Here is a 24,059-nt window from a genome sequence, read left to right on the forward strand (position 1 = left end):
GGACGACGGGGGCCTGTGCTGCCGACGGCCCGGCTCGGACGCCCGTCCGGCTCAGGCGACGATGCGCTCCCGGGCCAGGTCGGCGACCAGCCGGGTGAGCCGCGGCCCCCGGCCGAGCAGCCGCCGCGAACCGGGAGCCGCCCGGACGAAGAAGGTCGCCACCGCGGCGGTGTCGTCCGGCCGCACGTAGTGCATCGCGACGGCGCTCGCGTTCCGCTGGCCGGTCACGTCCTCGATCCCGACGTGCACCATCCGGCTCCACCGGATCACGAGCAGCCGCGTGGCCCGACGCTCCTCGAGCTCCCACAGACTGGCCTCGGTCGCACCGAACGCCCACGTCACCCGGTCGCCGAGCGTCGCCTCGGGACGGGCGTCGTGCACGTCGGCACGGAGTTCGGGTGTGGGGGCGGCCGGGACGAGCCAGACGGTCGGGTCGATCCGCCGGATCGCGAGGGCGAGGGCCTCGTCGGCGCGACGACGACGCACCGACCGGGCGCGGACGACCGCGACCACGACCGCTGCGACCCCCACGGTCACGGCGACGGCCTCGGCGATGCCGAAGAAGGTGAGTCCGGTGTGCGGGGCGGACGCGACGACGACGATGCGGCTGACGACGAGTGCGGTCCAGATCCCGAGGAGGACCCAGCGCAGCACCGCGAGGCGTCGCGCGACCGGGCTCGTCGGGCGTGACGGACGCCGAGGACCGCGACGGGCTCGGCGGTCTGGTCGGTCCAACACGCTCCCGATCCTCGCACGGCCGTCGCCGGTGCCGCTGGCCCGCCGCCGTGAACGCTCGACGAACCCGTCTGCCGCGCCGACTGTCAGCCCGTCCGCGGCCCGGTCGACCTACGCTGCACGGGTGAGCACGACAGCGTCCCCGAGCACGGCACCGGCCCCGCCAGCAGCACCGACGCCGCTCCGTCGGCCGCGCCTGCTCGCCGCCGCGTGCGGGGTCGTCGCGATCGTGGCCTTCCTCGCCGTGGCCGAGCTCGGCGCCCTGCTGCTCGGCGGTGCCGGCAGTCCGCTCGTCGCGGTCGGCTCCGCGGTCATCGACCTCGCTCCCCCGGCTGCCAAGAACGTGATGGTCGGACTCTTCGGGACCGGTGACAAGGTCGCGCTGTTCGTGCTGATGGCCGTCATCACCGTCGCCGTGAGCGCGGGAGCGGGGGTCCTCGAGCGCGCCCGTCCGCCGTTCGGTGCCCTCGTCTTCGCCGTCGGTGGCGCGCTCGCGCTGTTCGGCGTGACGACCCGGTCGGGCAGCGGCACGTGGGACGGCGCGCCGACCGTGCTCGGTGTCGCGGCGGCCGTGGTCGTGCTCCGGGTCCTGCTGCAGAAGCTCCGACGGTGGGAGGCGGCGGCAGCGGTGCCGTCCGCGTCGCCGCGACCGGCAGCGACCGAACGGCGGGCCTTCCTCGTGTGGGGCGTCGCGACAGCCGCCGCCGCTGTGGTGATGGGCGGGGCCTCCCGCATCGGCACCGCCTCGCTGCAGGCGGCGGCGGCCGCCCGCCGAGCGATCCGCCTGCCGGCCGCGGCGTCACGCGAGACCGCCGTCCCCGCGGGCGCGTCCCTCGACGTCGACGGCGTCACCCCGTACGTCACGCCGAACGCCGACTTCTACCGCATCGACACCGCGCTCCGGGTGCCGTCGATCGACCCGGCCGACTGGCGGCTCCGCATCCACGGCGCCGTGGACCGGGAGGTCGAGCTCACGTGGGACGAGTTGCTCGCCCTGCCGCTCGAGGAGCACATGGCGACCCTCAGCTGCGTGTCGAACGAGGTCGGCGGGGACCTCATCGGCAACGCACTCTGGCTCGGCTACCCGATCCGGTCGCTCCTGGCACGGGCAGGGGTGCACGACGACGCGGACATGGTGCTCTCACGGAGCATCGACGGGTTCTCCGCCGGTACTCCGCTCGACGTGCTGCAGGACGAGGACACGGCAGCGCTGCTGGCGGTGGGCATGAACGGCGACCCCCTGCCGCCCGAGCACGGCTTCCCGGTGCGGATGGTCGTGCCCGGGCTCTTCGGCTACGTCTCCGCGACGAAGTGGGTCACGGAGCTCGAGGTCACCCGCTTCGCGGACGCCCAGGGCTACTGGACGCCCCGCGGCTGGTCGGAGCGCGGACCCGTCAAGCTCGAGTCCCGGATCGACACGCCCCGCGGCGGTGCCTCGCTGCCCGCAGGCGAGCCGGTCGCGATCGCCGGCGTGGCCTGGCACCCGCACACCGGGGTGAAGGGCGTGCAGGTCCGCATCGACGACGGGGCGTGGCAGGACGCCGAGCTCGCGGACTCCGTGTCGGCGGACACCTGGCGGCAGTGGGTCCACCGCTGGACCCCGTCGGCGGGCTCGCACCGCATCGAGGTCCGGGCGACGAGCGCGGACGGCCAGGTGCAGACGAGCGTCCAGCGCCCGCCCGCACCGAACGGCGCGACCGGCTGGCACACCGTGCAGGTCAGCGTCAGCTGACCCGACGACCACGGTCGGCGCCGGACCTGCCGACCGCGGCACCGCGCGTCAGGACGGACGGACCGCCACGACGCACGTGCCGTCGACCTCGTCGTCGGTCTCGACCGCGATCGCGAAGCCCGCGGCTGCGAAGGCCGCGGCGGACGCGGCGGCCTGCTCCGCGGACACCTCGATGACGACCGCACCACCGGGACGCAGCCACTCCCCCGCTCCGGCCGCGATGCGCCGGTGCACGTCGAGACCGTCCGCGCCGCCGTCGAGCGCGACCCGCCGTTCGTGGTCGCGTGCCTCGGTCGGCATCGTCGCCACCGCGCCCGTCGGCACGTAGGGCGCGTTCACGGCGAGGACGTCGACGGCGCCGCGGAAGCGCTCCGGCAGGGGGTCGAAGAGGTCGCCGAGCACGACGATCCCGCGGTCGCCGATGTTCTCGGCCGCGACGTCGACCGCGTCCGGGTCGATGTCCGCGGCGACCAGGTCGAGCGCTCCGACGCGTCCGAGCAGCGCCACCGAGACCGCACCGACGCCGCAGCACAGGTCGACCACCCGGTCGTAGCGCTGCAGCCGCCGCGCAGCGTGCTCGACGACGACCGTCGTGCGGGTCCGGGGCACGAACACCCCGGGCACGACGCGGACACGGTGCCCGTCGAACGCCGCCCACCCGAGCACGACCTCGAGCGGCTCACCCGCGAGCCGCCGCTGGACCAGTCCGCGCAGCCGCACGGGGTCGCCGTCACCGGCGTCGAGGAGCAGGTCGGCCTCGTCCTCGGCGAAGACGCTGCCGGCGGCACGGAGACGCGCCGCGAGCGCGGCGCGGGCGGGATGGACGGGAGGCACGACGTCAGCCCGCCGCCCGGCTCACGGACGGCGCGTGGCCGGCTCGGTCAGGCAGCACCGTCGAACATCGAGGTCACGGAGCCGTCGTCGAACACCTCGTGGATGGCGCGGGCGATCAGCGGGGCGATCGGCAGGACCTCGAGGCGGTCCCAGCGCTTGTCCTCCGGCAGCGGCAGCGTGTCGGTCACGACCACGCGGTCGATGAACTCGCTCTGCAGGAGCTCGGTGGCCGGGTCGGAGAACACCGCGTGGGTGGCGGCGACGACCACGCCGGTCGCGCCGGCGTTCTTCAGCGCCTCGGCCGCCTTCGCGATGGTCCGGCCGGTGTCGATGAGGTCGTCGACGAGCAGGCAGACCCGTCCGGAGACGTCACCGACGATCTCGTGCACCGAGACCTGGTTCGGCACGAGCGGGTCGCGGCGCTTGTGGATGATCGCGAGCGGGGCACCGAGCTTCTCGGACCAGATGTCGGCGACGCGGACGCGCCCCATGTCCGGCGAGACGACGGTCAGCGTCTTCGGGTCGAGGATCTGCTGGAAGCGCTCGAGGAGCACGGGCATCGCGAAGAGGTGGTCGACGGGGCCGTCGAAGAAGCCCTGGATCTGCGCCGCGTGCAGGTCGACGCTCATGATCCGGTGCGCGCCCGCGGCCTTGAACAGGTCCGCGACGAGCCGGGCCGAGATCGGCTCACGCCCGCGGCCCTTCTTGTCCTGGCGCGCGTAGGGGTAGAACGGCGCGACGACGGTGATCCGCTTGGCCGAGGCACGCTTCAGGGCGTCGACCATGATGAGCTGCTCCATGAGCCACTCGTTGATCGGCGCGGTGTGCGACTGGATGACGAACGCGTCGCACCCGCGGACCGACTCGTCGAAGCGCGCGTAGAGCTCGCCGTTCGCGAAGGTCCGTGCATCGGTCGGCACCAGCTCGACACCGAGCTCTTCGGCGATCTGCTCCGAGAGTTCCGGGTGGGCCCGACCCGACACGAGGACGAGTCGTTTCTGGCCCGTGGTCTTGATTCCGGACAAGTGCGGTGCTCACTCCCTGACCCGCTCGGGGTCGTCTCGATCGACCCGACCGCCGTCAGATCTGTTCGCCGTGCGCGTGCCGAGCCGCCTCGGCCGCCGGCGAACCGGGTCGGTGTTCCTCGACCCATCCGTCGGTGTTGCGCTGCGGGGCGTAGCTGATCGCCAGCGACCCGGCCGGTACGTCCTTGCGGACGGTCGTACCCGCGCCGGTGTACGCCCCGTCCCCAATCCTAACCGGGGCGACGAACACGTTGTGCGAGCCGGTGCGGACGTGCGACCCGACCTCGGTCCGGTGCTTGTGCACGCCGTCGTAGTTCGCGGTGATCGTGTTCGCGCCGATGTTGGACTCCTCGCCGACCTCGGCGTCGCCGATGTACGACAGGTGCGGGACCTTGCTGCCGCGTCCGATGACCGCGTTCTTCGTCTCGACGAAGGTGCCGATCTTGCCCCGCTCGCCGAGGACCGTGCCCGGACGCAGGTAGGCGAAGGGGCCGACGGAGGCGCCGTCGCCGATGACCGCGAGGGTCGCGTCGACCCGGTTCACCACCGCGCCGGCACCGACCTCGGTGTCGCGGAGCGTGGTGTCCGGCCCGACCACCGCGCCGGCGGCGATCGCCGTCGCGCCCACGAGCTGCGTCCCGGGCAGGATCTCGGCGTCGGCCTCGATCGTGACGTCGAGGTCGATCCAGGTCGTGGCCGGGTCCTGCACGGTGACCCCGGCGACCTGGTGCCGGCGGACGATGCGGGCGTTGAGCTCGCGGGCGGCGTCGGACAGCTGCGCGCGGTCGTTGATGCCGGCCACGAGCCACGGGTCGGTCAGGGTGACGACGTCGACGGCACCGCCGCGCTCGATGACGAGGGCGGGCACGTCGGTGACGTACTGCTCGCCCTGGGCGTTCGCGGTGGTGAGCGACGGCAGCACGGCGCGCAGGTGCGTCACGTCGAAGGCGTAGATGCCGGCGTTGTACTCGGTGATGGTGCGCTGGGCGTCCGTCGCGTCCTTGTGCTCGACGATGCCGACGAAGGCGCCGGCGGCGTCGCGGACGATGCGGCCGAGACCGGTGGCGTCGTCGGCGATCGCGCTCACGAGCGTGACGGCGTTGCCGGCGTGGGCGTTCAGGAGCGCGCGGAGCGACACCGCGTCGAGCAGCGGGACGTCGCCGGAGAGCACCACGACGGTGCCGTCGAAGTCGTCGGGCAGCGCCTGGACCGCGACCTGGACCGCTCGTCCGGTGCCGGGGACCTCGTCCTGGTCGACGACGATCGCGTCGGGCGCGCGCTCGGCGACCTCGTCCGCGACGCGCTCCCGCTCGTGCCGGACGACGACGGCGAGGTGCTCGGGCTCGAGCGAGGCGGCCGTCCGCAGCACGTGCGCGAGGAGGGGCAGGCCGGCGAGCCGGTGCAGCACCTTCGGGGTGGACGACTTCATGCGCGTGCCCTGCCCGGCGGCGAGGACGACGACGGCGATGCGCTGGTCGGTCATGCACCCATCCTGGCGCAAGCACTCCCGTCGGGCGCACGGCCTGCACGGACGCGACGCACCCACTCGGCGGTCTCGGGCTCCCGAACCCCCTAGGCGGTCGCGGGCTCCCGCCGGACGAACGCCATGAGCACGAGCCCCGCGACGAGCACCACCACGACACCGATGATCCCGAAGCGCGTGGAGCCGCCGATGGTGACCGCGATCCCGAACAGCGCCGGCGCGAGGAACGACGCCGCCCGCCCGGTCGTGGCGTAGAGGCCGAACAGCTCGCCCTCGCGTCCGGGCGTCGCGAGCCGCGACAGGTACGCCCGCGAGGACGACTGCACCGGGCCGACGAACAGCGCGAGGGTCAGCCCGAGCACCCAGAAGCCGGCGGTCGCGTCGCCCACGAGGAACACGCCGACCCCGGTCAGCGCGAGTCCGGCGAGCGAGACCGTGATGACCGCGCGCGACCCGAAGCGGTCGTCGAGCCGACCGGACGCGAACGTCGCGATCCCCGCGACGACGTTGGCGGCGATCGCGAAGAGGATCACCTGCGACGGCGTGAAGCCGAACACCTGCGCGGCCACGATCCCGCCGAAGGTGAACACCGCGCCGACCCCGTCGCGGAACACGGCGCTCGCGACGAGGAACGCCAGGACGTTCCGGCGCTCCCGCCACAGCCGTGCGACGTGCCGCCCGAGGTCGCGGTAGGCGCCGAGCAGGCCGCCCGTGCGCGTCCGGTCCGGTGCCGCCTCGGGCACGGTGAGGAAGAGCGGGACCGAGCTCACGGCGAGCCACACCGCGGCGATGCCGATGGCGACGCGCACGTCCCACGACCCGGACGCCACCGTCGACGGCAGGTGCAGGAGTCCGGCGACCCCCTCGTCGCCGAAGTCCTGGATGCAGAGCACGAGCAGGACGACGAGCAGCACGATGCCGCCGAAGTACCCGGCCGCCCACCCGATCGCCGACACCCGGCCGGTCTGTGGGCCCGGCGCCACCTGGCCGAGCATCGCGTTGTACCCGACCGTCGCGATCTCGTACGCGACCGTCCCGATGCCGAGCAGGGCCGCGCCGAGCACCAGGTACGGCTGCTGCGGGGCGACGAACACCATGGCACCGATGGACAGCGCGACGCCGACCGTGCCGATGAGCACCGACCGGCGCCGGTGCCCGGACGAGTCGGCGAGCCGCCCCACCGCGGGGGCGACGAGCGCCACCACGATCCCGGCGAGGGTGAGCGCGGTCGAGACGGTCGCCGCGTTGTGCGCGAGTTCGCGCTCGACGGCGCGCGCGGCGTCCGCCGAGGACCCCTCGGCGGCGACGAGCCCCGGGTCGACGAACGCACGACTGGCGAGGTACGTGCTGAAGACGAAGGTCGTGACGACGGCGTTGAAGGCCGCGGACCCCCAGTCCCAGAGCGCCCAGGACACGAGAGCCCGTCGGTCGGTGCGCTGCGGCACTGCCGCCGCCGGTGTCGCGGTCATGGCCGAACCGTAGCGCGTCGCGGTGTCGCGGCGGTGCCCCCGGTCCGGGTGCGTCGGCAGGCGCGGTCGCCGGACCGGACCGCAGGCCGGACGGGAGGCGCGGTGCCAGCTGGCATCGCGCCTCCCGTCCGTCGACCGGTCACGTCGTCACGACGTGGTCAGTCCGTCGCGGGCACGCCGTTCGGGTACACGACCGACTTCAGCGACGCCGGGTCGGTGTCGCTCTCCAGCGCCTCGCGGACCTCGTCGAGCCCGAAGCGCCCGGTGACGAGTGCGTCGAGGTCGACCTGGCCCGAGGCGACCAACCCGATCGCCACCGGCCAGGTGTTCGTGTACCGGAAGATGCCCGTGACGGTCACCTCGAGGTTCTGGATGTGCTCGACGGGCAGGACCATCTCGGAGTTGCCGAGGCCGACGAGCACGGCCGCGCCGGCCGGTCCCACGGCCTTGATGCCGTCCGACACCGCTCGGGGCGCACCGCTGGCGTCGATGAACGCGTCGACGGGCACGATGTCCGACGTGACGTCCACCGCGACCGGGTCCACGACCTCGGTGGCGCCGAAGGACAGCGCACGCTCGCGACGCTCGGGAACGAGGTCGCTCACGACGACGCGGGTCGCGCCGAAGGCCCGGGCGACCTGCGCGCAGATCACGCCGATCGGACCGGCGCCCGCGACGAGCACGCTCGACCCGGGGACGATGCCGGCCTTGCGGGCGGCCGCGATGCCGACCGACAGCGGTTCGAGCAGTGCACCGGCCTCGAAGGACACGCTGTCCGGCAGGGTGTGCGCGAACTCGGCCTCGATGGTGACGTACTCGGCGAAGGCGCCGTCGACCGGCGGGGTCGCGTAGAAGCGCATGTGCGGGCAGAGGTTGTACCGGCCGGCCAGGCACTGCGCGCAGCGGTGGCAGGGGCGCTGCGGTTCGACGGCGACGCGCTCGCCGACGCGGGACGGGTCGATGCCCTCGCCGACGGCGGCGATCGTGCCGGACAGCTCGTGGCCGAGGACGAGCGGCTCCTCGACGACGAAGTCCCCGATGCGGCCGTGGCGGTAGTAGTGGACGTCGGAGCCGCACACGCCGACGGCGGCGACCCGGACGAGCACGTCGCCGGGTGCGACCTCGGGGACGGCGCGGTCCTCGACCGTCAGGTCCTCGGTGCCGAGCAGGACGCTCGCGCGCTGGGTGTCGGGGGTGGTGCTCATGCGGATCTCGCTTCCTCGACCGCGTCGTCGCGGTCGGCTGTGGTCTCGTGGGTGTCGGTGGTGGTGGTCACGGGGGCGCCCGCGCTGGTGGGCTCGCCCACGCTCGCGGGCACGCCCGCGTCCGTGGGCACGCCCGTGCTGCGGAGGGTGCCGTCGCGGAGGAGGTCGGCGAACCCGAGCTCGGCCGCGCCCCGCACGAGGACGTCGCGCCCGAGGGCGGCGGGCACGATGCGGAGTCGGTCGGTCATCGCCGCCATGGTCTGGGCCCGGACGTCGTCCTCCACGCGGTCGCCGACGTGCCCGAGCAGGACGGCGAGGAACCCGCCGAGCACGACGACCTCGGGGTCGACCGTGTGGATGGCGTTCCGGATCGCGGTGGCGAGCGCAGCGACCTGGCGGTCGACGACCCGTTCGACGGTGTCCCGCCCGTCGGCGAGCGCGGTCGCGAGCGCGTCGAGGTCGTCCGGTGCGGTCCCGGTCACGGCGGTCAGGGCACCGCGCGAGGCCTCGGTCTCGAGGCACCCGACCGCACCGCAGTGGCATCGGATGCCGTTCGCGGCGACGAAGGTGTGCCCGAGCTCGCCCGCGTACCCGTCGGCACCGCTGAACGGCCGGCCGGCGCTCACGATCCCGCCGCCGATGCCGCTGGCGCCGCCGTTGAGGTACACGAGGTCGTCGACACCGCGCGCGCTGCCGTACAGCCGCTCGGCCCAGGCGCCGAGGTTCGCGTCGTTCGCCGCGCGGACCGGCAGCCCGAGGCGCTCGGCGAGGGGGCCGGCGAAGGGCTCGTCGCGCCACCCGAGGTGCGGGGCGTCGCGGACGACCCCGTCCTCGACCCGCACGATGCCCGGGACCGCGACGCCGACCCCGACGACCCGGAGCGACGGCGCCCGGTCGGTGAGCGTCCGCAGCACGCGGGCGACGGCGTCGACGGCGTCCGCCGCTCCGGGCACGGTGGTCTGCGGTTCGACGAGGCGGTCACGGACGGTGCCGTCGAGCGCGACGAGGGCGACCCCGACGGCGTCGATCTCCACCGTCACCGCCGCGGCCACGACGTCCGGCGCCGCTCGGACGATCGCGCTCGGGCGGCCCACGCCGGCCGGGCGCTCGGAGCCGGCGCCACCACCGGCCGTCGGCAGTTCCTCGTGCACGAGGCCCTGCTCGACGAGCTCCCCGACCAGTGCGAGCACCGTCGACCGGTTGAGCCCCGTCCGACGGGTGAGCTCGGCGCGGCTGACGGGTCCGCCCTCGTGCACGATGCGGAGGACGCGCGCGGCGTTGCCGGGCGTGGTCGTGGCCGTCCGGGCCATGGGTCCTCCTGTGGTGTGCGGGGTGGGGGGGCGGAGCGAGCCTCGGCTCTGCGGACAGTTTCGCGGGCGCAAGTCCGCGAACTTGTCCGCCGGGCCGAGCCTCGTGCGGGCAGGCAGCCCGGCGCCGGCTAGCGCGACCGCGAGAACGCGGCGTCGAACGACGCGTCGGGCGGGGCGATCGTCCCGAGTCGCCGCACGAACGCGAGCGCCTCGGGGCCGCCGACGAGCCGGTCCATACCCGCGTCCTCCCACTCGACACTGGTCGGTCCCGCGTACCCGATGTGGTTGAGCACGCGGAACACCCGCTCCCACGGCACGTCCCCGTGCCCGGCGGTGACGAAGTCCCACCCGCGCCGGGGGTCGCCCCACGGCAGGTGCGACGACAGCCGTCCGTTCCGGCCGTCGAGCTGCTTGACCGACTCCTTGCAGTGCACGTGGTACACCCGGTCGGCGAAGTCGAGCAGGAACGCGGCGGGGTCGAGGTCCTGCCAGACGAAGTGCGACGGGTCGAAGTTGAACCCGAACGCCGGCCGATCTGCGAAGACGTCCAACGCCCGACGAGCCGTCCAGTAGTCGTAGGCGATCTCGGACGGGTGCACCTCGAGCGCGAAGCGGACGCCGACCTCCTCGAACACGTCGAGGATCGGCGACCAGCGGTCGTGGAAGTCCTGGTACCCGGCCTCGATCATCGCCGGCGGCACAGGCGGGAACCCCGCGACGGTCTTCCAGATCGACGAACCCGAGAACCCGGTGACGGTGTCGACGCCGAGCGCGGCCGCCGCGCGTGCGGTCCACTGCAACTCCTCGGCCGCCCGCTGCCGCACGCCCTCGGGATCGCCGTCGCCCCACACGTGCGGCGCGAGGATGTCCTCGTGCCGCTGGTCGATCGGGTCGTCGCACACGGCCTGCCCGGTCAGGTGGTTCGCGATCGTCCAGACCTGCAGCCCGTTGCGCTCGAGGATCTCCTTGCGGCCCGCCACGTACTCGGGTTCCGTCGCGGCCCGGCGGACGTCGAGGTGGTCGCCCCAGCAGGCGATCTCCAGCCCGTCGTAGCCCCACTCCCCGGCCAGGCGTGCGACCTCCTCGAAGGGCAGGTCGGCCCACTGTCCGGTGAACAGCGTCACCGGCCGGGAGGCACGGGTCGGGTCCGTCATGCTGCTTCCTGCTTCCTGCTGCTCGTTCACCAGGTGCCCGGCTCTGCCCCGACGGGCACGGTGTCCGGGCGGTCGACGCGCGACCGCACCTCGACCACGGTGTGCTCGCGGGCGGCGGTGGAGACCGCCTCCATGATCTCGAGCACGTGGAACGCGAGGTCGCCGGACGCCCGGTGCGGGCGGTCCGTCGCGATCGCGTGCGCCATGTCGGCGAGACCGTACCCACGTCCGGCGTCGGCGTACCCGGCGCTCGTCGGCAGGTCGGACCACTCGCGCGTGGCGGCGTCGGCGACCGACACGGTGTCCGAGAAGCGGTTCGGGTCGGGCACGCCGAGGGTGCCCGCGGTGCCGTACACCTCGAACAGCGGTGCCCGGGTCGCCCAGACCTCGAACGAGACGGTGACCGTCGAGACGACACCGTTCGCGTGCTCCAGGACCGCGACGACGTGCGTGTCGATGTCGACCCGCAGCGGGGTGCCCGCGGCCGGTCCGCTGGCGATGGTGCGCTCGCGGTCGGAGCGGGTCGAGGCCCCGCTCACGCGGACGACCGGGCCGAAGAACGACACGAGGCTCGTCAGGTAGTACGGCCCCATGTCGAGCAGCGGACCGCCGCCGGGCTGGTAGTAGAACCCCGGTGCCGGGTGCCAGAGCTCGTGGCCGGGCGCCGACCACGACACCGCCGCCCCCACGGGCGTGCCGATCGCGCCGCTGTCGAGTGCCTGGCGGGCGGTCTGGATGCCGGTGCCGAGCACGGTGTCCGGCGCGCTGCCGACCCGCAGGCCCGAGCGGCGGGCGAGGTCGAGCACGGGCTGCGCCTCGGCCGTCGACATCGCCAGCGGCTTCTCGCCGTAGACGTGCTTGCCGGCCTCGAGCGCCCGGGTGGCGATCTCGGCGTGCGCGGCGGGGATCGTCAGGTTGAGGACGACGTCGACGTCGTCGGCCGCGATGAGCTCGTCGACCGAGGAGCCGCGCACGCCCTGGGCCTCGCCCACCGCCTGCGCCCGCGCCACGTCGATGTCCGCCACGGCGGTGAGCTCGAGCCCGGGCAGGGCCGGGAAGTGCTCGAAGTACTGCTGGCTGATGACGCCGACCCCGACGACACCGACCTTCAACGGGCTGCCCACAGGAGTCCCCTCTCGATGATCGTGCGGAGCGGCTGCGACTCGACCACCTCGAGCCGGTGCCCGGGTGCCGAGACGAACACGCGTCCCTCGCCCCACTGCCGGGTCCAGATCGCCGGCGCCGTGACCGGACGGTTCCAGGCGTCGAAGTCCCGGGCCTCCTGCGTCGTGGTCGCCAGCACGTCGTTGTACTCGTCGGAGAGCACCCAGTACTGCTCGGTCACGAGGTCGAAGTCCTCGATGCCCTGCGTGATCGGGTGCTCGTGCCCGGCCTCGGTGACGTGCACCGTGTACGGGATGTAGTTGTCGGACTGCTCGCCGGTGCGCTCCGAGGGGTGCTTGCCCGCGTGGTGCGCGAACTGGCCGCCGATCATGTGCAGGTAGTCGGCGGTGTTCCGGAAGGCGTCCGCGATGCCGCCGTGCCACCCGGCGAGCCCGGCGCCACCGAGGACCGCCTTCTGGAGTCCGGCGAACTCGTCGTCCGCGATGGTCGACATCGTCACGACCTGCACGATCAGGTCGACCTCGGCCATCACGGACTCGTCGGCGTACACCGCCGTCGAGTCCGACACGCGGACGTCGAAGCCGTTGTCCCGCAGGAACGGGACGAACAGGTCGGTGGTCTCGACGGGCATGTGTCCGTCCCACCCGCCGCGGACGACCAGTGCCCGGCGCTGCGGGGTCTCGGCGGCGCTCATCGGATCGCCGTCCAGGCGCTGCCGTCGGCCGCGCTGCGCTCGACCGCGTCGAGGACCTGCTGCACGTGCAGCCCCTCCTCGAAGGACGGGGACGGGTCCTCGCCGGCGACGATCGCCTGCACGAAGTCCTTCACCTCGTGACTGAAGGTGTGCTCGTACCCGATGAGGTGTCCGGTCGGCCACCACGCCGCCATGTACGGGTGCTCGGGCTCGGTGACGAGGATCCGCCGGAAGCCCTGCTCCCCCGCGGGTGCCGACGCCTCGTACAGCCGCAGCTCGTTCATGGACTCGAGGTCGAACTGGATCGCACCCTCGGAGCCGCTGATCTCGAGGGTCAGGCCGTTCTTCCGGCCGGTCGCGTACCGCGTCGCCTCGAAGGTGCCGATCGCACCGTCCGCGGCGCCACCGGCCAGACGACCGAGGAAGAACGCCGCGTCGTCGACGGTGACCTGCCCGCGCTCCTCGGACGCCGTGCCGGAGAGCCCGACGCCCTCGGCCATCAGCGGGCGCTCGTGCACGAAGGTCTCGAGCGTGCCGGACACGGTGGACAGCTGTGCGCCGGTGACGTGCTCGACGAGGTCGATCGCGTGCGCACCGATGTCGCCGAGCGAGCCGGAGCCGGCGAGCGCCTTGTCGAGGCGCCACGTCATCGGGCCCTCGGGGTCGGCCAACCAGTCCTGCAGGTAGAGCGCGCGGACCTGACGAACGGTCCCGAGCCTCCCGGCCTGCACCAGCTGGCGGGCCAGCGCGATCGCGGGGACCCGGCGGTAGCTGAAGCCGACCATCGACCGGACGCCGTCCGCCCGGGCCGCCGCGGCGGCCTCGGTCATCGCCTCGGCCTCGGCGACGGAGTTGGCGAGCGGCTTCTCGCAGAGCACGTGCTTGCCGGCGCGGAGCGCGGCGATCGCGACCTCGACGTGCGACGAGCCGGGCGAGCAGATGTCGACCACGTCGATGTCCGGGTCGGTGACCGCTGCCTGCCAGTCGGTCGAGGCCGTCTGCCAGCCGTACTGGCGACGCGCTGCCTCCGTCCGCTCCGGGTCGCGCCCCACGACCACCGCCATCTCGGTCTCGACCCCGAGGTCGAAGAACCTCGGGGCGGTCCGCCACCCCTGCGAGTGGGCGGCCCCCATGAAGCCGTGTCCCACCATCGCCACACGCAGTCGTCCCTGCGCAGGTCGGTCCGATGCCATTCGTTCGCTCCTTTGCGATCACGTCTTGCCAGAGTCAACACTACCGCTTATGTTGGGCGCGGCAACATTTTGTTTCGACGACGAACGGTGATCCACCATGGCAACGACGCCCACCCGCGACGACAAGTTCTCCTTCGGTCTCTGGACCATCGGCTACAACGGCTCCGACCCGTTCGGCGGCCCGACCCGTCCCGCGCTGGACGTGGTCGAGGCGGTCGAGAAGCTCGACGAGCTCGGCGCCTACGGCCTGACCTTCCACGACGACGACCTGTTCGCGTTCGGCTCGACCGACGCCGAGCGCCAGGCGCAGATCGACCGCCTGAAGGGCGCGCTCGACTCGACCGGGATCATCGTGCCGATGGTCACGACGAACCTGTTCTCGGCGCCGGTCTTCAAGGACGGCGGCTTCACCTCGAACGACCGCGACGTCCGCCGCTTCGCGCTCCGCAAGGTGCTCCGCAACGTCGACCTCGCCGCCGAGCTCGGCGCGAAGACGTTCGTCATGTGGGGTGGCCGCGAGGGCTCGGAGTACGACTCCGCCAAGGACGTGCAGGCCGCCCTCGAGCGCTACCGCGAGGCCGTCAACCTGCTCGCCCAGTACGTCACCGACAAGGGCTACGACATCCGCTTCGCCATCGAGCCGAAGCCGAACGAGCCCCGCGGCGACATCCTCCTGCCGACCCTCGGCCACGCGATCGCCTTCACCGAGACGCTCGAGCGACCGGAGCTGTTCGGCATCAACCCCGAGGTCGGCCACGAGCAGATGGCGGGCCTGAACTTCACGGCCGGCATCGCCCAGGCGCTCTACCAGGGCAAGCTCTTCCACATCGACCTCAACGGCCAGCGCGGCATCAAGTACGACCAGGACCTCGTCTTCGGTCACGGCGACCTGCAGAACGCGTTCTCGCTCGTCGACCTGCTCGAGCACGGTGCCCCGCAGGGCGGCCAGGCGTACGACGGCCCCCGCCACTTCGACTACAAGCCGAGCCGCACCGAGGACATCACCGGCGTCTGGGACTCGGCGCAGGCGAACATGCGCATGTACCTGCTCCTCAAGGAGCGCGCGCAGGCGTTCCGCGCCGACCCCGAGGTGCAGGAGGCCCTGTCCGCCGCGAAGGTCGACGAGCTGAGCACCCCGACGCTGAACAGCGGCGAATCGTACGACGACCTCCTCGCCGACCGCTCGGCCTACGAGGACTTCGACGCCGACGCGTACTTCGGCGGCAAGGGCTTCGGCTTCGTGCGCCTGCAGCAGCTCGCGATCGAGCACCTCATGGGCGCTCGTGGCTGACCTCGTCGCAGGGGTCGACTCGTCGACCCAGTCCTGCAAGGTCACCATCCGCGATGCGGCGACCGGTGCGGTCGTCCGGGAGGGTCGTGCGACCCACCCGGACGGCACGTCCGTCGACCCCCGCCACTGGTGGGACGCGCTCGGCACGGCGATCGCGGACGCCGGCGGGTTCGACGACGTCGCCGCCGTCGCGATCGCCGGGCAGCAGCACGGCATGGTGGCGCTCGACGCCGACGGTCGCGTGGTGCGCGACGCACTCCTGTGGAACGACGTGCGCAGTGCGGACGCGGCCGCGCGGATGGTCGAGGAGCTCGGCCGGGAGGCATGGGTCGCCCGGACGGGTCTGGTCCCGGTGGCCTCGTTCACCGGCACCAAGCTGCGGTGGCTCCGCGACGCGGAGCCGGACAACGCGGCGCGCGTCGCTGCCGTCGCGCTCCCCCACGACTGGCTGTCGTGGCGCCTGCGCGGGTACGGCCCGGCGGACGAGAGCCCGCTCGGACCGGACCTCGACGCCCTGGCGACCGACGGTTCGGACGCCAGCGGCACCGGCTACTGGGACCCGGTGCGCCGGGAGTACGACGCGGAGCTGTTCGAGCAGGCGCTCGGACGGTCCTCGCGGGTCGCCGGCGTCGGCACGCCGGACGCCGACCTGGTCGTGGTCCCGCGGGTCGTGGCTCCCGACGAGGCGATGGGCACGCTGGCATCCGACGTCGAGCTGCCGGGCGACGCGACCGCCCACGCCGGCCTCGTCGTCGGCCCGGGCCTCGGCGACAACGCCGGGGCAGCGCTCGGACTCGGCCTCGGCCCCGGCGACGTCGCGGTGTCCCTCGGCACGAGCGGCACGGTCTTCGGGGTCACCCACACCGAGGTGACGGACCCGAGCGGGACCGTGGCGGGCTTCGCCGACGGGACCGGGTCGCGCCTCCCGATCGTCACCACGCTCAACGCAGCCCGGGTGCTCGAGGTGATCGGCGGCCTCCTCGCCGTCGACCACGGTGAGCTCGGCGAGCTGGCGCTGCAGGCGCCGGCGGGGTCGGACGGACTCGTCCTGGTGCCGTACTTCGTCGGCGAGCGCACGCCGAACCGACCGGACGCGACCGCCTCACTGCTCGGCATGACCCCGCAGACGACCGACCGGGCGCACCTCGCCCGTGCCGCCGTCGAGGGCATGCTGTGCGCCCTCGCGGACGGGCTCGCCGCGGTCGAGGACACCGGCGTGACGGTGGACCGACTGCTGCTCATCGGTGGGGCCGCGCGGAACGAGGCCGTCCGGGCCGTCGCCGCGCAGGTGTTCGGTCGCGACGTGTCGATCCCCGAGCCCGGCGAGTACGTCGCCGCGGGGGCCGCACGCCAGGCCGCATGGGTGCTCGGCGGGAGCCTGCCGTCGTGGGAGGTCGCAGCGACCGTCGTGCCCGCGGACCCGCACCCCGAGGTGCTCGAGCAGTACCGCGCCGCCGCGCGCTGACACAGCGGGAACCACCCGCGCCCCCGCGTACCTGATGGAATCGGGCGTACCTGGACGGAACAACCGACCAGGTACGCCCGATCCGTCTCGATACGCCCGGAACGACCCACACCAGCGAGGACTCCCCATGCCCCTGACCGACCTGCCCCTCGACCAGCTCCTCGCCTACCGGCCCGAGGTGCGTCACCCCGACGACTTCGACGCGTTCTGGGCGCAGACCGTCGCCGACGCACGGACGGCCGGCGCGGGTACCGACGCGGTCCTGACGCCCGCCGAGACCCCGGTCACCGCGCTCGACGTGCAGGACCTGACGTTCCCCGGCTTCGCCGGCGACCCCGTCCGTGCCTGGGTGTCACGGCCGGCCGGCGCGACGGGCAACCTGCCCGCCGTGGTCGAGTTCCTCGGCTACAACGGCGGACGCTCCCGCCCGGGTGAGCGCGTCGCGTGGGCCCTCGCCGGGTACGTGCACGTCGTCATGGACACCCGCGGGCAGGGCAGCGGCTGGGGCGGCGGTGACACCCCCGACCCGCACGGCTCCGGGCCGCACATCGCCGGCTGGATGACGAGCGGCATCGACTCCCCCGCCGACCACCACTACCGCCGCGTGTTCACCGACGCCGTCCGACTGGTCGAGGCCGTCCGCGACCTGCCGGGCGTCGACGCCGAGCGCATCGCCCTGACCGGTGGGAGCCAGGGCGGCGGCATCGCGATCGCCGCGGCGGCCCTCGTCGAGGCACACGTCGGCCCGCTGGTCGCCGTCCTGCCCGACGTGGCCTTCCTCTGCGACTGGGAGCACGGCGCGGACGTCGCCGTCAGCGACCCGTACCAGGAGCTGGTGCGCTACCTCGCCGTCCACCGCGACGCCGCGGACACGGTGTGGAACACCGCTGCGTACTTCGACGGGGTCAACCACGCCGCGCGGATCACCGCCCCGGCGCTCTTCTCGGTCGCGCTCATGGACGACGTGGTCCCGCCCCGGACGACGTTCGCGGCGTACAACGCCCTCGGGTCGACCGACAAGCACATCGAGGTGTACCCATACAACGGCCACGAGGGTGGCGGGTACCGGCACTGGGAGCGACAGGCGGCGTTCCTGGCCGAGTGCCTGCGGTGAGGACCGGCGCGGCCCGGTGCTGTTAAGTTTATCAACGCGCTGTACTCGGTGATAAACTTAACAACATGCGCTCACCCGTCACGAACCCCTTCCAACCGGGCTCGGACATCGTCCCGGACGTGTGGGCCGGCCGGGTCGAGCAGCTCAGTGACTGGCGGGACGTCGTCCGGCCGAGGCGACACGCGGGGCTGTACGAGACAGGTCGCACCATCCTGGGTGAACCCGGAACGGGCAAGTCGAGCCTCGTCCGGCGGATCGCGCGCCTCGCCGCGGAGGCCGGGGACTGGGTGACGCCGCAGCTGCGGATGCCCGCCGGCGCCGACCCGATCCGCCTCGTCGCATCGGCGATCCTGCGACTCGCCGACACAGCGGGGCTGCGCAGCTCGGCTCGGCAGGGTGTCCTCGACCTCCTGGCGCGGGTCGAACAGCTCGCGGTCAGCGGCTTCTCCGTCACGCTCCGCGGACACGACGGACCGGAACCGTTCACCAGCCTCTTCGAACTCCTCGTCGAGATCGGGCAGGCGGCCGTCGAGCAGGACGCCGTCGTGCTCGTGCACATCGACGAGGTCCAGAACATCTCCGACGAAGCGGCGCTCTCCCAGTTGCTCATCGCCCTCGGCGATGCGCTCGCGCACCAGGTCGACGTCGTCGCACCCGGCGGCGTCGTCGTCGAACGGTACCTGCCGATCGCGGTCTACCTCACCGGCCTGCCCGACTTCGAGGACATGGCCGGGGCACGCAAGGGCGCCACCTTCGCCCGCCGCTTCCGGACGGTCACCCTGGCCGCGATCGACGAGGACGACCTCGCGCAGGCACTGCAGCCGTTCGTGATCGACGGGTGGGAGACACCGTCCACGACCGGCGCTGCCGAAGCCGTGCGCATGACCCCGGACGCCGTCCGCGCGCTGATCGCCCTCTGCTGCGGCGAGCCCTTCCTCTTCCAACTCGCCGGACAGCGGGCGTGGAACGCGGGCTCGTCGTCCGTGATCACCGAGGACGACGTCCGACGCGGCTGGCAGGGCGCCGAGGGCGAGGCATCAGCGCACGTCGAGCGCATCCTCAACCGCCTCCCCAGCCGCGAACGGGAGTTTGTCGAGGCGATGGCGGCGCTCCCGCTCCCCTCGCGCACCCTGACCGCCATCGCCGAACAGATGGGCCTGCCCTCGCCGACCCAGGTCGGCCCCTTCTCGCAGCGCCTGGACACCGTGCGCGGCATCATCGTGCGCGGCAAGCCGTACACGTTCCGGAACCGCGCGGTCGAGGCCTACCTGTCGACGGACTGGCCGCACGTCGGCTGACCCCGGATCGGGTCGCGAAGCGCCGCGACGCGCACTGCGCAGCCGCCTCCCCGGGTCGAGGGCGCAGACTGTTCGGCGCATGCGCACAGACGACCGGACGACGACCGCCACCCAGCACCACGGCACCGCGGTCGACGACGCCGTCGAGCTCTTCGAGGACGTCTACAGCAGCCACGACATCAACATCGGCGAAGCGGTCACCGACGGGTTCTCCTACCGGTACCGCGCCGTGGGCGACGACCGGGTGACGACCGCGACCTCGGCGGTCGCCGCGCACCGGTGGGGCACGATCAACCCCGGTCGCCAGTACGTCCTCGCGTGGGCGACCGGCCCGGGCATGGTGCTCGACGTCGACCGGCGCGAACCGATCGAGATGCTGCCGAACGTCCCGGTGATGTACCCGGCCGGGCGCCCCTTCTCGTTCGACGCCGCACCGGCAGTGCAGCACGTCATCCGGTTCGACGGCCCCTTCCTCGAGTCGATCGGTGCCGCGGTCCGCGCCGACCTCCCCGGGCCCCTCGAGCTCCGCCCGACGGCCGACGCCGAGGCCCTGGCGCCGCTGCGTCGCACGATCGCCGGCGCGGCGACGACGCTGTGGGACCCGTCGGCGGACGCCGGGACCCGCGCGGCGGGCCACCGCCGGATCGCGGAGGCCGTCCTCGAGGCGTTCGACACGACGCCGCCGTCCGGCATCGCGACCGCCGCTCGCGGCTCCGTCCGGGTGGCGCAGGAGTGGATCGCCGCGAACGCGCACCGGCCGCTGACCACCGCGGACGTGTGCCGTGCGACGGGACTCAGCGCCCGCGGGCTCCAGGCCGCGTTCCACCGTGCGGGTGCGGCGGCCCCCATGCAGTTCCTCCGCGACGTGCGACTGCACCGGGTGCGGGCGGTGCTCCTGGCGGCCGACCCCGGGTCGACGACGGTCGCCGAGGTCGCGCAGACCTGGGGCTTCGCCCACCTGGGCCGCTTCGCGGGCACCTACGCCGCCGCGTTCGGCGAGCGCCCCTCCGCCACGCTGCAGCGGCGCGGTCCGGCTCAGCCGAGCAGTGCGCCGACGGCGTCGACCACGACCTGACGGCGCCGCGGCGCGGTGACCGCCGCGACGGATGCGGCCGCCTCGGGGGCGAGTCCGCTCCAGAACACGGCCGTGTGCGCGACGAGTCCGAACAGCACCGCGGGCCGGAAGCGGCGCGGGAGCACGTCGGCCCGCTGGGCCCGCTCGACCTCGTCGACGGCGTCGGCGTACTGCTGCGCCAGGGTCTCGAGGGCGACGTCCGGTCGCTCGAGGCGGTGCCAGGTCGCGAGCCGCTGCACCCACGGGCGCTCGACCGTGACGTCGTGCAGGCGCCCGGCCCACTCCGCCAGGGCCGCGGTGTCGAGCGGAGCCGCGTCGAGCACGCCCGTGAGCTCGTGCACGAGCAGGGCGTCGAACAGGCCGTCCTTCCCGCCGAAGTAGTGGAAGACCTGCGCCTTGTTGCTGCCCGCGACGGCGGCGAGCCGCTCGATGCGCGCCCCGGCCAGCCCGTGGGCGGAGAACTCGTCGCGCGCGGCGGCGAGGAGGGTCGCGCGCATCGCGTCGGCAGCGGGGGGCGTGAAGCGGGCCATGCCGACACGGTACCGATCCGCGGGTCGGGACCGGTGACGACGCGGCGACCAGCGTGACGGACGGGAGGCCCGTGGCGGCGTCGCCACGGGCCTCCCGTCCGTCAGGTGGTCGGTCGCGTCACTCCGCCGGGTCGTCTTCCTCCGGGTTGAAGTGCGAGTCGTCGCCGGTGAAGCCGGCGGCGACGCCCTCGGGGTGGGCCGGGATCGTGCCGTCCTCGCCCAGGCCGTCGGGCTTCTCGGTGCCCTCGGGGTCGTTGGTGGTGTCGCGGGTGCCGTCGGCGTCGGACATGGTGTGCTCCTTCACGGTCTGTGAGGGGTCACGGTACTCACGCGACCGGAGCATCCGGTGGACACGTCGCCCGGGCGGGACGATCGGCGCCGCGCGCTCCGTGTGCGATCTCGAATGTGCGCAGATCGGCGGTCGGGTGTCCGCCGGACCGGATCCGGCGCTCTACTGGGCGCAGGACGTCGGACCAACCGCCCGACGAGTTCGAGAGGCACCCATGGACTGGCAGTACGACGGCATCCCCCTGCACCCGCTCCTCGTGCACCTGACCACGGTGTCGGTGCCGGTCGCGGCACTGAGCGCGATCGTGGTGGCCGCCTGGCCGGCCGCCCGACGTTGGCTCGCGGTCGGTGCACCCAACATCGGCCTCGTCGCGCTCGTCTCCGTGCCGCTCGCGACCTCGTCCGGCGAGTGGTTGGAGCACCGGGAGCGGGAGACCGCCCTGCTCGAGCGGCACACGCACCTCGCGGACGGCCTCCTGCCGTCTCCCTGACCGCTCCCGAGTGGACGGTGCTCACCGGCGGGCTCCGCGTCCTCGGTGCGAACTGGGACGGCTCGTCGACCGGCGTGCTGACGGACCGGGTCGGTGCCCTGACGACGGACTTCTTCGTGAACCTGACGGACACCGACCTGGTGTGGGTGAAGACCGACGACACCGAGTCGACCTTCACCGGCACCGTGCAGTCCACGGGCGAGCACCGGTGGACCGCGTCGCGCGCGGACCTGGTGTTCGGGTCGAACGCGCAGCTGCGCTCGATCGTCGACGTCTACGCGGGCTCCGACGGGCACGAGCGCTTCGTGCACGACTTCGTCGCCGCGTGGGACAAGGTGATGATGCTCGACCGGTACGACGTCAAGGGCCACCGACGGTACGGACCGATGGCGGCCTGACCCGCGGGAGTCCCGGGACGGCGACACCCCTCGTCCCGGGGCTCCTCGGTCGGCCATGCGGCACTGAGGGTCACCGGCCAGCTCCGATCGGCCGGTCCGTCGTCACTCCGCGGATTGCGCGCGGAGGAGGATCCCGGTGACCAGGAGACCGCTCGTGACCACGAGCGCGAGGGGGAACCAGTCCTCGGAGCCAGGGACGAGGAAGAGCATCACGACCGAAGCGACTCGGTTGCGCATGGAGCCCAGGTCACGTGGCGCACGATCGGCTTCCATCACCTGAACGGGATTCCCTCTCTCGCCGCCTCGATCTGCCCATCGGTCACGGTGTTCTGAGTACTGCAGACGAGCCAGAGGACGTGCGCCAGGTCGCGGAAGACACCGAGCGATGACGACGCTTCTCCGTGCGCGGCACGGGTGATGGTCAAGCGCAGCGGTACACCATCCACGGCCGCGCGGTACTCGTCTGGCAGCCCCCAGAGCACGGTGTCGGCAGATCCCGCGAGTGACGTCAGGAACGGGCTGCCGTCCCGGGCCGCGTGTACTGGGGCGGGCGATCCAGTGGCAAGTCGCCCTCCGAGACATCCGTACGAGCCCGGATGGCCGATACGGTCGGATCGCCACTCGACGAGGTACTCGTCCTCCACGAGCGTGAGCGGCGCATCCGGAACCTCCCGCGGCAGGAAGATGCGGAACTCGGAGCGCGGGAGCACGACACAGCGAACCATCGGCTTCCCTCCGTCAGTCCGCACTCTATCCGTGAGATCGCGCTGGGCAGCCGCTGCGCCCTGGTGTCCGGTCGCCGATCCCCTGTCGGTCCGTTGCGACGCGCCGGAGTCAGGGAAGGGCGCCGGGCTGGTTGGTCACGACTCCGGATGCGATGCGGAGACCACGCATCGAGCCCGCGGGCATCGGTGGTCGGATCGAGTTGACCTCTGTGTCAGGTGTTCGTCGGAAAGGGGACGTCTCTGTCATGAGCAGATGCGGATGATCCGCCGGAGCGCATCGTCCTCATCTCGTCGACCGCGACGAATCTGCTTCATCTGCCACGCCGAACACGATTCAGCACCACCCCGAGCCACAGCACGAGACCCCCGGATGCGATCGCCACAGCCAGCAACCAGACCGGAAGACCATGCCGCGAAACGTCGTCGCGCAGCGGGGAGAGGAGGAGTGTGCATGCGCTCACGAGAAGCACCGACCCGACGATGGCAGCGGGCAACTCCTTCCCGCTCTTCACGATCACGAGGAACATCCCGCGGCTGCGGTACCAGCGAATGCACCGATGGCGCAGCCAGTGGCAGTCGTGGCATTCGCCCCGACTGGGCTCGATGTGCCGCAGAAGACTCCCTCGCGGAGGCCAGGAGCGAGGAACTTGTCCATGTCCTCAGCGTATCCGCCGGTCCACTGTCCCCCGGCTGACCGGTGACCGATCGGCTATCGAGACAGTGCGGCGCTTGGAGGTACGGTGCCAACGTGACCCCAGAGGAACTGCGCGAGCTGACCGTGCTCGATGCCGCGTTCATGATTCGAGTACGCCGTATGCCCGCGCGCATCGAGGAGGTCTTCCCGTCCTTGACGGTCGAGAAGGTCGCTCAGGTGTGGAAGCGCGTCGATCAGTTCGCAAGCGTTACGTTCGGGTGGGGTGCGGAGTTCATGGACCTCGTCTACCGTCGCGATCTTGACGACGAGTCGCGTGAGCGAGCGTTCGAGCAGCTAGAAGAACGTCACGATCGGGAGTACGAGGACCGTTGGAGTGACTTCTCACGAAGCAGCCGCAGCGCGGGAGAGAGTCGAGGGCAGATCGCGAACCGGTAGCCCATCGGCTATCGGTCGATCCGCGCGAGCCAGTCCCGGATCAGGGCGGCGGTGATCCCGGGTTGCTCGAGGTGCACGTTGTGTCCAGCACCGTCGAGGACGACGAAGCTGCCTCGCGGGTAGTGGTCCCGGAGTGCGAGCCCGTTCTCGTAGCCGACGACGTCGTCCTGCCGACCGAACAGGTGCAGGGCCGGAGCGGTGAACGGTTCCGGATGGAGCTCCTCCGGCAGGGCATCCAATGCGTAGTCGGCGGCGATGCGGTCCATCACCGCAGGGTCGGCGCCACGGAGACCGGGCAGAACGTACCGCTCGAACGCTGTGAACGCGGCGGCGAG

25 protein-coding genes are annotated in these 24,059 nt (G+C 72.8%); 9 read left to right on the top strand and 16 right to left on the bottom strand.

What is annotated here, in order from left to right; translation table 11 throughout:
- Positions 1–51 precede the first annotated feature (51 nt).
- A complete protein-coding gene (locus Cus16_RS06090) occupies positions 52–738 on the bottom strand; it encodes a hypothetical protein (protein WP_141718834.1) in 687 nt (228 codons plus the stop codon).
- Positions 739–859: 121 nt separating this feature from the next.
- Here Cus16_RS06090 and Cus16_RS06095 point away from each other — a divergent pair, with 121 nt between their 5' ends.
- A complete protein-coding gene (locus Cus16_RS06095; RefSeq protein ID WP_083263750.1) occupies positions 860–2,467 on the top strand; it encodes a molybdopterin-dependent oxidoreductase in 1,608 nt (535 codons plus the stop codon).
- Positions 2,468–2,515: 48 nt separating this feature from the next.
- Here Cus16_RS06095 and Cus16_RS06100 read toward each other — a convergent pair whose 3' ends face one another.
- The 10 genes from Cus16_RS06100 to Cus16_RS06145 all read right to left on the bottom strand — a co-directional run bounded on the left by Cus16_RS06100 (position 2,516) and on the right by Cus16_RS06145 (position 13,959).
- Positions 2,516–3,301, bottom strand: a complete 786-nt coding sequence (locus Cus16_RS06100) for a putative protein N(5)-glutamine methyltransferase (protein ID WP_069711724.1) — start codon at positions 3,299–3,301, stop codon at positions 2,516–2,518.
- Between the two features lie 47 nt (positions 3,302–3,348).
- A complete protein-coding gene (locus Cus16_RS06105; RefSeq protein ID WP_069711725.1) occupies positions 3,349–4,326 on the bottom strand; it encodes a ribose-phosphate diphosphokinase in 978 nt (325 codons plus the stop codon).
- A gap of 55 nt (positions 4,327–4,381) precedes the next feature.
- Positions 4,382–5,809 (bottom strand): bifunctional UDP-N-acetylglucosamine diphosphorylase/glucosamine-1-phosphate N-acetyltransferase GlmU, encoded by a 1,428-nt coding sequence (glmU, locus tag Cus16_RS06110; RefSeq protein WP_069711726.1) that lies wholly within the window; start codon positions 5,807–5,809, stop codon positions 4,382–4,384.
- Between the two features lie 89 nt (positions 5,810–5,898).
- The gene (locus Cus16_RS06115) at positions 5,899–7,278 is read right to left on the bottom strand and encodes an MFS transporter (protein WP_069711727.1); all 1,380 of its coding nucleotides are present in this window, start codon (positions 7,276–7,278) and stop codon (positions 5,899–5,901) included.
- 158 nt (positions 7,279–7,436) lie between these two features.
- Positions 7,437–8,483 carry an NAD(P)-dependent alcohol dehydrogenase gene (locus Cus16_RS06120; RefSeq protein ID WP_069711728.1) on the bottom strand — a complete coding sequence of 349 codons (1,047 nt, stop codon included), beginning with the start codon at positions 8,481–8,483 and terminating at the stop codon, positions 7,437–7,439.
- The gene (locus tag Cus16_RS06125) at positions 8,480–9,793 is read right to left on the bottom strand and encodes an ROK family transcriptional regulator (RefSeq protein WP_069711729.1); all 1,314 of its coding nucleotides are present in this window, start codon (positions 9,791–9,793) and stop codon (positions 8,480–8,482) included. Before Cus16_RS06125 ends, Cus16_RS06120 begins: the two co-directional genes overlap by 4 nt.
- A 128-nt stretch (positions 9,794–9,921) precedes the next feature.
- Complete coding sequence (locus tag Cus16_RS06130) at positions 9,922–10,947, bottom strand: sugar phosphate isomerase/epimerase family protein (protein ID WP_069711730.1); 1,026 nt, start codon at positions 10,945–10,947, stop codon at positions 9,922–9,924.
- A 26-nt stretch (positions 10,948–10,973) separates the two neighbouring features.
- The gene (locus Cus16_RS06135) at positions 10,974–12,071 is read right to left on the bottom strand and encodes a Gfo/Idh/MocA family protein (RefSeq protein WP_069711731.1); all 1,098 of its coding nucleotides are present in this window, start codon (positions 12,069–12,071) and stop codon (positions 10,974–10,976) included.
- Positions 12,056–12,766, bottom strand: a complete 711-nt coding sequence (locus Cus16_RS06140) for a ThuA domain-containing protein (RefSeq protein ID WP_069711732.1) — start codon at positions 12,764–12,766, stop codon at positions 12,056–12,058. Before Cus16_RS06140 ends, Cus16_RS06135 begins: the two co-directional genes overlap by 16 nt.
- Positions 12,763–13,959 (bottom strand): Gfo/Idh/MocA family protein, encoded by a 1,197-nt coding sequence (locus tag Cus16_RS06145; RefSeq protein WP_069711733.1) that lies wholly within the window; start codon positions 13,957–13,959, stop codon positions 12,763–12,765. The genes Cus16_RS06140 and Cus16_RS06145 overlap by 4 nt, the downstream gene beginning before the upstream one ends.
- A 97-nt stretch (positions 13,960–14,056) precedes the next feature.
- Between Cus16_RS06145 and xylA the strand changes: the two genes are divergently transcribed.
- The 5 genes from xylA (at position 14,057) to Cus16_RS06170 (ending at position 20,202) form a co-directional block, all read left to right on the top strand.
- On the top strand, positions 14,057–15,250 hold the full coding sequence (gene xylA, locus Cus16_RS06150) for a xylose isomerase (protein WP_069711734.1): 1,194 nt from the start codon (positions 14,057–14,059) through the stop codon (positions 15,248–15,250).
- On the top strand, positions 15,243–16,715 hold the full coding sequence (locus Cus16_RS06155; RefSeq protein ID WP_069711735.1) for a xylulokinase: 1,473 nt from the start codon (positions 15,243–15,245) through the stop codon (positions 16,713–16,715). Before xylA ends, Cus16_RS06155 begins: the two co-directional genes overlap by 8 nt.
- A gap of 127 nt (positions 16,716–16,842) precedes the next feature.
- Positions 16,843–17,829, top strand: a complete 987-nt coding sequence (locus tag Cus16_RS06160) for an acetylxylan esterase (RefSeq protein ID WP_069711736.1) — start codon at positions 16,843–16,845, stop codon at positions 17,827–17,829.
- A gap of 65 nt (positions 17,830–17,894) precedes the next feature.
- Positions 17,895–19,127: an AAA family ATPase gene (locus tag Cus16_RS06165; RefSeq protein WP_069711737.1), complete on the top strand. Its 1,233-nt coding sequence runs from the start codon at positions 17,895–17,897 to the stop codon at positions 19,125–19,127.
- A gap of 79 nt (positions 19,128–19,206) precedes the next feature.
- Complete coding sequence (locus Cus16_RS06170; RefSeq protein WP_069711738.1) at positions 19,207–20,202, top strand: helix-turn-helix domain-containing protein; 996 nt, start codon at positions 19,207–19,209, stop codon at positions 20,200–20,202.
- Here Cus16_RS06170 and Cus16_RS06175 read toward each other — a convergent pair.
- Together Cus16_RS06175 and Cus16_RS16595 are read right to left on the bottom strand one after the other, a co-directional pair.
- On the bottom strand, positions 20,163–20,732 hold the full coding sequence (locus Cus16_RS06175; RefSeq protein ID WP_069711739.1) for a TetR family transcriptional regulator: 570 nt from the start codon (positions 20,730–20,732) through the stop codon (positions 20,163–20,165). The two genes, Cus16_RS06170 and Cus16_RS06175, sit on opposite strands and share 40 nt — an antisense overlap.
- Positions 20,733–20,850: 118 nt before the next feature.
- Positions 20,851–21,021: a hypothetical protein gene (locus Cus16_RS16595; RefSeq protein ID WP_182045492.1), complete on the bottom strand. Its 171-nt coding sequence runs from the start codon at positions 21,019–21,021 to the stop codon at positions 20,851–20,853.
- Positions 21,022–21,235: 214 nt separating this feature from the next.
- On the opposite strand from Cus16_RS16595, the gene Cus16_RS16825 reads away from it, so the two are divergent.
- Together Cus16_RS16825 and Cus16_RS16830 are read left to right on the top strand one after the other, a co-directional pair.
- Positions 21,236–21,511 (top strand): DUF2231 domain-containing protein, encoded by a 276-nt coding sequence (locus Cus16_RS16825; protein ID WP_069711741.1) that lies wholly within the window; start codon positions 21,236–21,238, stop codon positions 21,509–21,511.
- A gap of 17 nt (positions 21,512–21,528) precedes the next feature.
- Positions 21,529–21,909 carry a peroxidase family protein gene (locus Cus16_RS16830; RefSeq protein ID WP_069711742.1) on the top strand — a complete coding sequence of 127 codons (381 nt, stop codon included), beginning with the start codon at positions 21,529–21,531 and terminating at the stop codon, positions 21,907–21,909.
- A gap of 102 nt (positions 21,910–22,011) precedes the next feature.
- On the opposite strand, the gene Cus16_RS16995 is transcribed toward Cus16_RS16830, so the two are convergent.
- Together Cus16_RS16995 and Cus16_RS06195 are read right to left on the bottom strand one after the other, a co-directional pair.
- Positions 22,012–22,146 carry a hypothetical protein gene (locus Cus16_RS16995; RefSeq protein WP_262982033.1) on the bottom strand — a complete coding sequence of 45 codons (135 nt, stop codon included), beginning with the start codon at positions 22,144–22,146 and terminating at the stop codon, positions 22,012–22,014.
- 35 nt (positions 22,147–22,181) lie between these two features.
- The gene (locus Cus16_RS06195) at positions 22,182–22,619 is read right to left on the bottom strand and encodes a hypothetical protein (RefSeq protein ID WP_141718835.1); all 438 of its coding nucleotides are present in this window, start codon (positions 22,617–22,619) and stop codon (positions 22,182–22,184) included.
- 763 nt (positions 22,620–23,382) lie between these two features.
- Between Cus16_RS06195 and Cus16_RS06205 the strand changes: the two genes are divergently transcribed.
- Entirely contained in the window at positions 23,383–23,724 is a 342-nt protein-coding gene (locus Cus16_RS06205; protein WP_069711745.1) for a hypothetical protein, read from the top strand.
- Positions 23,725–23,732: 8 nt separating this feature from the next.
- On the opposite strand, the gene Cus16_RS06210 is transcribed toward Cus16_RS06205, so the two are convergent.
- The coding region (locus tag Cus16_RS06210; protein ID WP_223246543.1) for an alpha/beta fold hydrolase at positions 23,733–24,059 on the bottom strand (327 nt) is incomplete at its 5' end.

This window comes from Curtobacterium sp. ER1/6 (assembly GCF_001742745.1).
GTDB lineage: Bacteria > Actinomycetota > Actinomycetes > Actinomycetales > Microbacteriaceae > Curtobacterium > Curtobacterium citri.